Here is a 10,831-nt window from a genome sequence, read left to right as displayed (position 1 = left end):
AAACAGGAAGTGCTGACGGTGGATAAGGTCCAAATCTTCGCCAGCACAAAGTTCACAAGGTCTCATAGAGTCGCATCAATGGCTTGTTGTTGAATGGGATCCCATTGCCGCTGTAGTGGCATCACATTGCGCCTTTACTTGAACGGAAAAGGTACCAATCGTGGGCGATGGTCTTGATCTGGGCGAGCCGGTTGAATACATCATCTGGAATGGCGGCACATATCTCGATCTGCTGCTCCAGAAACATGAGTTCATCCGAGCTGCATCGCACTTGGCTCTCCTCTTCGACTACCTGTGCATCAGGCTCAGGCGCCCAATTATCGATAATTTGGCCTGAGACATCGATGTTGTCACCCAGCCCGTGGCAGCGCAGCGTTTGCACGAAATTCCGGTAAGCGACCTGATAGCGCTTGCTGGTTTCCGAATAATTGCAACGGGAGAGAAAGAAGTCGATATTCAACGTTTCAGGCAACTCGTGCTCGGCAACGAAAGGCAGCGAGAAAAACTCGCACATTTCTCTAACCCGTGCATCGTGGGCGATGAAAACGGCGGGCTTACCCGCATGAATGGCTGGGGTAAGGCCATGCATCCTGGCTCCAAAAGCAAAATCCATCGAGGCCAGGAACTCCTTCCACAGGCTGTAGTTAGTGAAGTAGCGCATGCGCCCTTTACGCAACAGGGAAAGCAGTGGTGCCAAATCTTGGTAGTTCGTCCGCGCGGCATGGATATCCGCTCCCGTTACCTTCCCCGGGTAATACAACGCCTGAGCCATCAGACCGAACGCCTGCTCGACGTAGTGGTAGCCGGCGTGATCGGCCATCCGGACGAAGTCTGCGATCCTGCTGTGCGGATTCCCCTGATAGTTGGAGTAGCACACCGCCACCCGCTCGGGAGCCTGAGGCACATGCAGAAGGGAATCGCGAAGGGACGGCCCGTTCAGATACAGCGAAGGACACCCCAAAGGAACGGCATTCCTGATACCCAGCTTGTGCAGTACGTCTGCGGAGTAGTCACCACGCGTACCAACAATTGGGGACTTTTCAGCAATGACTTTCAGATAGCGAACAACCTTGGGCGAGAGAGACTTATGAAAAACCGGGTCATAGTCATAGCTTCGAGTCTGGATCGACTCGCCAAGACTGAAGAACGGGATACGAAGGCGCTCAATGAACTGAGTCGCAAGCTCGTAGGGATACCCATCCTCATCAAACGGAGCGTTCGCAATGCGACAAGGCACAAAGAACACGACTTTCGAGAATTTCTCGTTGACCTCCTCCGCTGACATACGGAAGTTCCAAGCACTGAAATTGCGCCCTGAGGTCAACAAGGCCCCGGCATGGGCGTAAGCAATATCGCCGATATTGATGAACTGAGAGTGCCCCAGGTAGTTCGCCCCCGTCTTGCGGATCCCCTCTAGCGGGGGTAGGTAGCCAATAAGCGTCGGCCGTGTGTCCTGATTATCAGACATACTCAGTTCACCCGTAGCAGTCTGGACAAGCCAGCTTCCAGATTGACGCGCGGAACCCAACCTAGTGCCCGGATCTTATCGATATCGAAATGCCCCGAGCTGCGTGCCGCAGGCGCCAAAGGACTGCGGGCCTTGGCGGTAACATGAAGACGGTCGGTCTTGCCGGCGGCGGCGATCATCATGTGCGCCAGTTCCAGGATGCTGGTCTCGTGGGTTTCCCCGACGTTGTAGGCCTCCCCGGCCTCACCGTTCAGCAGCACATGGAACAGCCCCAGGACGGTATCGGAGACATAGCAGAACGGGCGAGAGGCGCTGCCGTCCGAGTCAAGCTGGATATCCCGATCGTTCAGCACATCGACAAGCAGATCGGCAATGACCCGGCCGTCGTCCAGACGAATGCCCGGTCCATAGCAATGGGAGATACGTGCGATGCGGGCGTCGACGCCGTACTGGGTGTGGTAGGCCCGGCAAAGCGTCTCGGCCAGACGCTTGCTCTCGCTGTAACAGGCGCGCGGCCCCAAGGGGTCCTCGCTACCGAAATCGGTCTCACGCATAGCGTCGACCTGCAATATGTTGTCGCCGTAGACCGCACCACTGCTGAGGAACAGCACACGGGCCGCCCCACTCCGGGCCAAGTCGAGCATATGCCGGGTGCCATCGGTATTGGCGCCAATGGTCTCCACCGGCCGCTGCAGGTAATGCCTGGGACTTGCCGGGCTAGCCGCGTGAATGATGATGTCCGGCGGTGTATCAAGGTGGCAAGGCTGACGGATATCCTGGATCACAGGGCTCAGCTCGCCAGGAATGTCGAGCCAGGGTAAGCGCTGATGCAACCTGCCCAGATCGCGTGCCAGCGCATAAATGCGCAGCCCGGCATGGGGCTGGCAGCGATTGAGCCAGGCCAGCGTCTCAACGATGTGACCGCCAATAAAACCCGAGGCACCCGTAACCAGGATCGTGCGGCCATATAGCGACTCCCAAGGCAGGGGCGCTGCAAGAATGCTGCTCAGGTCTTCGCGGAGGATGGGCTCAGGGACTTTCATAAATGCTCTCAAGACCGATGATCCGCGCCGGAGCAATGCCTATGGAAAGCAGGTGTTGCCTAATATCAGCCGCGAATCTGATGGAGCAGACAAGTATCGGTAACTCTACGTGTTCATTGGGATCGTAGGCGCCCACAACATGGAGACCGACCTGTTGCCCCCACTTGGCCGGCGACGAATCCAGCAAAGCCTGAATTTCAAGTAACTCAACCAGTGGCGCCACGTAATTGAGAAAATCACCGCCGATGCCGTAGACGAAAAACGGACCGCCAAGCCTCTCGTGAAAGCGCTTTAACAGCAGACGTTGCTGGCTGTCGGCAGTGGGCTGAGGCCGGGCAACAACCCGAATCGAGTCCGAGTAGACCGGCGACTCGTAATGCCCTGTAGATAGCTCATGGCAGACAAAGCCACAGCGAGCCAGCAAGAGGGTTAAAGACGCTGGCGTGAACTGGTGCAGGTGCTCGGGGTTACCGTCATTGGCCAATAGCGGATGGCCTGCCTGGTTGGGCACTTCAATCAACAGTTGTCCATTGGACGATAACAGCCCCGACCAGGCTGCAAGTTCCTGCTCGGGCTGGGCGATATGTTCCAGTACGTGGAAGGAAACAATCAGATCATAGGAACACGAATGCAGTTGACAGGCAGGGGTCTGAAAAACCTGATCCAGCTTCTGCTTGGCGAGCTCCCAGTCACGGGAAAGCTCCACGCCGTCATAGGCGACAGCAAAACGTGCCTTGATTGCCGCACCCAAATCACCTTCGGCGCAACCAACTTCAAGAACCCGCTGAACTCCAGCTTCCAGTAACGAGGACAGCACGGCCACGCGGTCGGCGAGTTTGCGCTTGAACCAGGGCGCCTGCGGGTCGTTGCGCGCCACTAGCGCCTCGTAATAGCCTGCCCCGGTCTTATCTAGCGGCAGACGCCAGCGGTGCCCACAGCCCATGCAGCGCGTGTAGGCTGGGCTGGGCAACAATGCCACGGCGGCACAGCAACAGGGACATGCGCTGGCTAGAGGTGACGTCGCAGTTATCGAACTCATGCGCTCACCAGTCGCTCCAGCAACTGCTGCGGCGACTGCAACGGCTGCTCCTGGCTGGCAAAATGGCCATAGCCCCAGGCCACCGGCCAGAAATCTACTGCATTGGCCGCAGCCGCCAGGCCATCGTGCTCGGTATCCCCGACATAGATAGCCGCCTGCGGCGCTATCGCGCCATCGTGCAGCAATGCGCCGATCATGCCCGTCTTGTCGGCATAGCGCCCGGGGTAGGAGTCACTGGCGAAAACCTCGGCAAACAGACCGTCCCAGCCGAGGGTAGTAATAATTTTTTGCGTAGGTAACAGGCGTTTATTCGTCGCTATAGCCAGGGTAAACCCCTGTTCGTGCAAGCGTTCCAAGGTTGCCTGGCAGCCGGCGTATGCAAGTGTTTCCAGGCAAGCCTCGGTATCGTAGATGTCCTTGAAGCTAGCGCTGAGAGCATCGAGCAATTCAGGATCACTCCGGCCACTCAGCATTTCCAGGGTCTGCCGCAAGGGTGGCCCGATCAGGCCAGCATCGATGGCACGGCAAGCAGACAACCCATGAGCCTGCAACACTCGGCTGAAACAGGCGAGAATAGCCGGAGCAGAATCGACCAACGTACCGTCGAAATCGAACAGGATATGAGTTTTCATCGAACGACCTGGCGCGATACCTGGGTGAGCCTGCCGTCCATTTCCGCCTCCAGAACCTCCAGCGGCAACAATGGACTCATGTCCTCCAGTGGCATCGAGGTCATCGAGCCATCCGACTTGGGTATGGCGGCGACCTTCGGGCTCAGTGCCTCATCATTCATCAGCATCACTTCCACGATCATCGGGCGTGGCTGAAGCATGGCTTCGCGCAAGCCCTTGGCCAGTTCAGCGGCATCATCGATGCGCATGAACGGCAACTGATAGGCACGCGCCACCTCTTGCAGATCGGGCATCCACAACCCGGCCTCAGGGCCGGTACCGACATAACGGCTTTCGAAGTAGTTACGCTGGGTGTTACGGATCGAGGCGTAGCCGCCGTTGTTCATCACCACTAGGCAGATCGGCAAGTTGAAACCACGCAAGGTGGCCAGCTCCTGGATGTTCAACTGCAGACTTCCATCGCTTTCCACCGCCACCATCGGTTTGCGGCCATTGGCGAAGCAGGCGCCAATGGCGGCTGGCAGACCATAGCCCATGGCACCGAGACCAGAGGTGAGAAACACGCGCTGACCGGGACGATTGCGGAACACCGTATAGAAGACCTCCACCGCCAACCCGGAACTGCCGGTGCTGACCAGGGTATCGGCTGGTACGGCGTCGGAAAGCGCATCGGCAAACTGGAAGTGGCTGATAGGCCCCTCGCCCGGAAACGGCTTGCCGTCATTGACACTGTAGCGGGCCTTCCAGTCAGCGCAGCGCTCGAGCCATTGCGGGCGGCGGTACTCGACGCTCCCCAGGTAAGGCCCCAGGGCGGAAATGAAGTTGTTGGCATCACTGGCAATAGCCACCTCGATGTCCATATCGAGTTTCTCGATCTCGTTGACGTCCACATCCACGATGACCTTACGTGCGGAACGAGCGAAATCGCGCGGCGCGTACGCCGTGATGATGTTGTCGAGGCGGCAACCAATGGCAATCAGCAGATCGGCATTTTGCACCGCGAAATTCGGCGCGCGCAGGGCTACCACACCAGGACGCCCCACATACAACGGATGCTCGTAAGGCAGCAGATCCATGGCGTTCCAGGTTGTAACCACCGGTACGCCCAGCGTCTCGACCAGTTGGCGAAAAGCCTTGGCACCACCACTCAAGCGAACGCCATGCCCGGCTAGGATCAACGGACGCTCGGCAGCATCGAGCAGACTGCGTAAACGTGCCAACAACGCCACGTCCAGAGACTCGACAGGTACGTCATCAGGCTGCCAACCTTCCAGGCTAGAGGGGTCGATGGGGGCGCCCTGGACATCCAGCGGCACGTCGATCCAGACCGGACCGGCACGGCCATCGCGCGCCAAAAAGACCGCGCGTTCCAACTCTCGTCGGATGTCCTCAGGACGCTCCACGGTGACCGCGTATTTGGTGATCGGCCCCACCACGCTGACGATATCCACTTCCTGTACGCCCTTCTGCCGCAACGGCGCACCACGCAACATATCCTGACGCTTGACCTGACCGGAAACCACCAGCAGTGGTACCGACTCGATCCAGGCACCGGCCACCGCGGTCACTGCATTGGTTGCGCCAGGTCCTGTGGTGACCATGCATACGCCCAGATTTTCGTTGATCCGGCAGTAGGCCTCAGCAGAAATCGCCGCCGCTTGCTCATGGAGACAGGCCACGACTTCCAGGCGCGGGTGTTTGCCGACGGCATCATTGAGAAACATGGCGCCGCCGCCAGGTAACAGAAATACGTGTTCGACCCCTTGGTCAGCGATGAAATCGGCAATGTAATCGGCAACGCGATAAGGAGTTGGCACGTCAGTCCATCCAATAGCTGAGAAGGGTCTTGCGGTCGAGATTGGCGTTGATCGTTTCGTCTGTATAGAAAGAATCATTACGCAGATGGGTCGAGGAAATCTCTTCGATGATCGCGCCGCCCGCCGAGCTGAATGCATGACGCACACCGGGCTCCACTGTGACCACGTCACCGGGCACACAGATACGCTCGACACCATCGAGAACCAGGCTTACCTCACCTTGCAGGACATGAAAGGTCTCTTCCTTCTCAAGGTGGTACTGCTCTGGATGGCGCTGCCCAGGGAACAGCAACAGCAATTTCTTGCAATAGCCCCGGTTGACGATGGTCAGCATGCTCAAGCCAAACTCATCGAAGCGATCCAATCCATAATGGTGGGAAATTTCCAGAGTGATCCGCCCCGGCACCACCACATGTCCATCACGCAGTTGCGCCTTGACGCGCTGCACGATGTCCCAGACCTTGTCGCGAATGCCACGCACCTGTGTGTTACCACCATGCAGTGGTGCATCTGCAGCAATCGCCTGGGAGGCAGTGAAAATGCTGTACTTGGAGAAATCGTTAGCAGTCAACTGGCCTTCCCGGGGAGGGAAAGCAAAGTAGACGTCGCTGGCCTGCACCACCTCACCAGCAGCAACCGCACGGCGCGCGAATACACCACGGCGCAGCGATTGCAGGCTAGCCTGCTCGGTCGGATTAATTGGCAAGCGCTGCTCGCCTTCACCGCACAACTGCAAGGTGGTTTGCACCGCCTCCAACCACTTTTGCACTTGCTCAGGACTGGCCGAGTAGGCATTCAGCGGGTACTGCGCAGTGGCCAGGCCGACGTGTTTCTCGAATATCTGCGCGCCTTTGGCCAAGGCGATTTTGACGATGTCAGTGTTATCAGGATTCTCATGAGTGGAGAAGCCGATACGGACGTCCGGGTAGCGTCGACGCAAGTAGTCGATCTGCGATAAATGCATGTTGGCGTCTGGCGTCGGATATTCACCGACGCAGTGCAACACGGCGAAGGTTTTTTCACGGTGAGCCAGGAAACTGATAACCCGATCAATCTCATCAATGCCAGAACCGGCAGTAGAAACGATGATTGGCCGATCGCTTTGGACCACCCGCTCCAGCAACGGCCAGTCTGTCATCGAACAGCTAGCGATCTTGATGCAGTCCAGCCCTTGGGCCTCGATCAGATCCACCGAAGCCTCGTCGAAGGGTGTGGCCATGGCCAGGAAACCATTGGCACGGATCTCCGTCACCAGGGCATCGAACTGCTCGCGAGACAGGCGCGTTTCACTGAAACGCTTGATGTACTTGACGTCATCACGCCCCTGCATCGCCGGATGGATGAAGGTGTCGAGATCGCGATACTGCAACTTGAACGCGAAGGTATAGGGGAAGCGCCGACAAACCTCGCCAAAGGCGCGAACGACCTTGATGCCATGGCCGACATCACCCATATGGTTGTTGGCCATTTCCAACACGAACATCGGCAGGGCAAAGGAGGAAGACATGGATTTCTCGCTCGTCAGATGGGCATTCATCGTGCGTCTCCAAGGCCAAACCAGGCCTCTAACTGCGTCGCTACATGGTCCAGATGATCGTCAGTCAAACCAGGCCAGACGCCTAACCAAAAAGTATCCTTCATGACCCGGTCGGTGACCAGCAACTCGCCACACGTCCGATAGTTCTGGTTTTTCATGTATGGCTGACGAGTCAGGTTGCCGGCAAACAGCAGCCGCGTGCCAATCCCCTGAGCATCGAGGTGACGCAATAGCTCAACCCGTGAATGGCGATTGCCATCACGTAGCGTCAGGGGAAAACCGAACCAGGACGGATCGCTACCTGGGGTTGCCTGCGGCAGGATCAGATGCTCGCTGCAACTGAGCAGACGCTTGCTGAGCCAGGCAAAGTTGCGCTGGCGGGCCGCAATGAAATCATCCAGTCGGTCCATCTGCGCCAATGCACAAGCCGCCTGCATATCGGTAATCTTGAGGTTATAGCCCAGGTGCGAGTAGGTGTACTTGTGGTCATAGCCCTCGGGCAGATCGCCCAATTGCCAGCAGAAACGCTTGTTGCAGGTATTGTCCTGACCTGGTGCGCAATAACAATCGCGCCCCCAGTCACGGAACGACTCCATGATGCGTTTCAACAGCGGATTGTTGGTGAAGACCGCACCGCCTTCGCCCATGGTGATGTGGTGAGCAGGATAGAAACTCAGCGTACCGATATCGCCGAAGGTGCCAACGCCTTTACCCTCGAAGGTTGCACCCAAGGCGTCGCAGCAATCTTCAATCAACCACAAGCCATAGCGATCGCACAGCTCGCGAACCACTTTCAGGTTGAATGGATTACCCAGCGTATGGGCCAACATGATGGCCTTGGTCCGCGGGCCAATAGCCGCCTCGATCAATTGCGGATTGATGTTGTAGGTGGGTAGTTCGATATCGACGAATACCGGCACGGCCCCGAACTGCAGGATGGGATTGACCGTTGTCGGAAATCCCGCCGCCACTCCGATGACCTCATCGCCCTTACCAATGGCACGATCACCTAGCCGTGGCGAGGTCAGAGCGGAAAACGCCACCAGGTTCGCCGATGAGCCGGAGTTGGTCGTCAATACACTGCGGCACCCCAGATAACGGGCTAAACGCCGCTCGAAGGCCTCATTGAAACGGCCAGTGGTCAGCCAGCCATCCAGAACGGCTTCCGTCATGGCCTGCAACTCGGGTGCGCCAATCACCTTGCCGGATGGCGGTACACTGTCTTGCCCCGCGACGAACGGTTTCGGCGCCATCTGCAACTGCGCATAACGCCCGACCAGCTCGGCAATCTGCACGCGCAACTGTTGCGCTGCACTGTCACTCATAAGGTTTCGCCTTCATAGGCCGCGATCTGCGCACGGCTGAATTGCTGCATGTCATCTGCGGCTTGCCAGGCCTGATGCCAGGCAAGGGTCTGGGTCAGGGTCGTGCTAAGTGACCAGGATGGCCGCCAGCCAAGTTGCTGACGGGCTTTGGATGAATCAAGAGAAAGCAACTCTGCTTCATGGGGCTGTGGTGAAGGGCACAGCTCCCAGCGCGCATCACCGGCCCATTGCTGCGCAAGCTGCCCGACAATATCGGCAACAGTGCTAATACCATCGGCATCAGGGCCAAAGTTCCAGGCGGAAGCACAGGCATCGCCCCTTTCGATCAGCGCCTGCGCCAACAACAAGTAGCCCTTCAAAGGGTCGAGCACATGCTGCCAGGGACGCGTGGCGTGGGGATGACGCAAGGTGACGGTTTCCCGCTGCTGCCAGGCGCGCAGAATATCGGGAAGTAACCGCTCTGGCGACCAATCGCCACCACCGAGGACATTGCCTGCGCGCGCCGTAGCAAGGGCAACACCTGCCTTGCGCAGGAAGGACTCGCGGTAGGACGCACAGAGCAATTCGACACATGCCTTGCTGCTGCTGTATGGGTCATGCCCGCCGAGCGCATCCTGCTCACGATATGGCCAGACCCACTCGCGATTGTCGTAACACTTGTCGGTCGTTACCACGACAACCGCACGAACGGCATCGCACTGACGCACCGCGTCCAATAGGTTGAGCGTGCCCATGACGTTGGTGGTATAGGTGTCGGCAGGCGTACGGTAGGACTCCCGCACCAGCGGCTGCGCGGCCAGATGAAGGACCAGTTCCGGCCCAAAATCCTTAAGCGCCCGACACAGTTGGTCGGCGTCACGAATATCGGCGAAGCGCCCGGCAATGCTCGCCTCTAGGTTCGCGGCCTGCCACAGTGACGGAGCGCTTGCTGGTGGCAGCGCGTAGCCGTAAACCTCTGCACCCAGCTCACGCAACCAGAGCCCTAGCCATCCCCCTTTGAACCCGGTATGCCCGGTCAGAAAGACTTTACGTCCGGCCCAGAATGCACGGTTCAGCGCCACACTTGCCACTCCGCCTGGCCACTCTTCCAGCGGTCTTCGAGGAGGACACGATCACGCAGCGTATCCATAGGTTGCCAGAATCCGCGGTGCAGGTGACTCATCAACTGACCGTCACGTGCCAGTCCACGCATGGGTTCGTGCTCCCAAGCAGTAGCGTCACCGCTGATGTAATCCAGAACCTGGGGCTCCAGCACAAAGAACCCGCCATTGATCCAGCCACCATCTCCCAGGGGTTTCTCCTGAAAGCCGATGACCGATTGCCCTTGAACATCCAGCGCACCATAGCGACCGGGCGGCTGAACAGCAGTAACCGTAGCTAGCTTGCCGTGCTGACGGTGAAACGCGATAAGTGCCGGAATATCGACATTGGAAACGCCATCGCCATAGGTGAAGCAAAAAGCCTCATCACCCACATAATCGCGCACCCGACGCAGTCGACCGCCGGTACCGGTGTGCTCTCCTGTATCGACCAGCGTGACACGCCATGGCTCGGCGTGGCGCTGATGGATATGCATGCTGTTCTCAACCATATCGAAGGTCACGTCGGACATATGCAGGAAGTAATTGGCAAAGTACTCCTTGATTACATACCCCTTGTAGCCGAGGCAGATCACGAAGTCATTGATACCGTAATGTGCATAGATCTTCATGATGTGCCAGATGATCGGCTTACCGCCTACCTCAATCATCGGCTTCGGCTTGAGGTGGGACTCTTCACTGATCCGAGTACCCAACCCACCAGCCAAAATCACAGCTTTCATCCAATTCTCCAGGGCCGCCAAACGCTGAACCCGTCATTTTTTTGGCAAGCAAGGGTCGTTCGACCATATCTAGCAAGTTATTTGCCAACCTGGCTCAAGACAACCGCCACCTCACAGGCCCTACGCTCAAGCAATTGACCAGGACAGA

9 protein-coding genes are annotated in these 10,831 nt (G+C 57.9%); all 9 read right to left on the bottom strand.

Features of this window, described 5'->3' with window-relative positions; genetic code table 11:
- Positions 1 to 121 precede the first annotated feature (121 nt).
- The 9 genes from GV002_RS06640 to rfbF all read right to left on the bottom strand — a co-directional run bounded on the left by GV002_RS06640 (position 122) and on the right by rfbF (position 10,683).
- A complete protein-coding gene (locus GV002_RS06640) occupies positions 122 to 1,468 on the bottom strand; it encodes a polysaccharide pyruvyl transferase family protein (protein ID WP_160017604.1) in 1,347 nt (448 codons plus the stop codon).
- A gap of 2 nt (positions 1,469 to 1,470) precedes the next feature.
- The gene (locus GV002_RS06635) at positions 1,471 to 2,511 is read right to left on the bottom strand and encodes an NAD-dependent epimerase/dehydratase family protein (protein ID WP_160017603.1); all 1,041 of its coding nucleotides are present in this window, start codon (positions 2,509 to 2,511) and stop codon (positions 1,471 to 1,473) included.
- A complete protein-coding gene (locus GV002_RS06630; RefSeq protein WP_256667039.1) occupies positions 2,498 to 3,388 on the bottom strand; it encodes a class I SAM-dependent methyltransferase in 891 nt (296 codons plus the stop codon). The genes GV002_RS06635 and GV002_RS06630 overlap by 14 nt, the downstream gene beginning before the upstream one ends.
- Positions 3,389 to 3,546: 158 nt before the next feature.
- Positions 3,547 to 4,182: an HAD family hydrolase gene (locus GV002_RS06625; protein ID WP_160017602.1), complete on the bottom strand. Its 636-nt coding sequence runs from the start codon at positions 4,180 to 4,182 to the stop codon at positions 3,547 to 3,549.
- Positions 4,179 to 5,999: a thiamine pyrophosphate-binding protein gene (locus tag GV002_RS06620; protein WP_178094616.1), complete on the bottom strand. Its 1,821-nt coding sequence runs from the start codon at positions 5,997 to 5,999 to the stop codon at positions 4,179 to 4,181. The genes GV002_RS06625 and GV002_RS06620 overlap by 4 nt, the downstream gene beginning before the upstream one ends.
- Before the next feature lies 1 nt (position 6,000).
- Complete coding sequence (locus GV002_RS06615; protein WP_160017600.1) at positions 6,001 to 7,536, bottom strand: N-acetylneuraminate synthase family protein; 1,536 nt, start codon at positions 7,534 to 7,536, stop codon at positions 6,001 to 6,003.
- Entirely contained in the window at positions 7,533 to 8,861 is a 1,329-nt protein-coding gene (gene rfbH / locus GV002_RS06610; protein ID WP_160017599.1) for a lipopolysaccharide biosynthesis protein RfbH, read from the bottom strand. Before rfbH ends, GV002_RS06615 begins: the two co-directional genes overlap by 4 nt.
- The gene (rfbG, locus tag GV002_RS06605) at positions 8,858 to 9,922 is read right to left on the bottom strand and encodes a CDP-glucose 4,6-dehydratase (RefSeq protein ID WP_160017598.1); all 1,065 of its coding nucleotides are present in this window, start codon (positions 9,920 to 9,922) and stop codon (positions 8,858 to 8,860) included. Before rfbG ends, rfbH begins: the two co-directional genes overlap by 4 nt.
- Positions 9,913 to 10,683, bottom strand: a complete 771-nt coding sequence (rfbF, locus tag GV002_RS06600) for a glucose-1-phosphate cytidylyltransferase (protein ID WP_160017597.1) — start codon at positions 10,681 to 10,683, stop codon at positions 9,913 to 9,915. Before rfbF ends, rfbG begins: the two co-directional genes overlap by 10 nt.
- Positions 10,684 to 10,831: the final 148 nt, after the last annotated feature.

It is taken from the genome of Pseudomonas sp. 8O, from assembly GCF_902506495.1.
Lineage (GTDB): Bacteria > Pseudomonadota > Gammaproteobacteria > Pseudomonadales > Pseudomonadaceae > Aquipseudomonas > Aquipseudomonas chaetocerotis.
The sequence above is the reverse complement of the archived record's forward strand: the minus strand, read 5'-3'. Positions and strand labels throughout refer to the sequence as shown.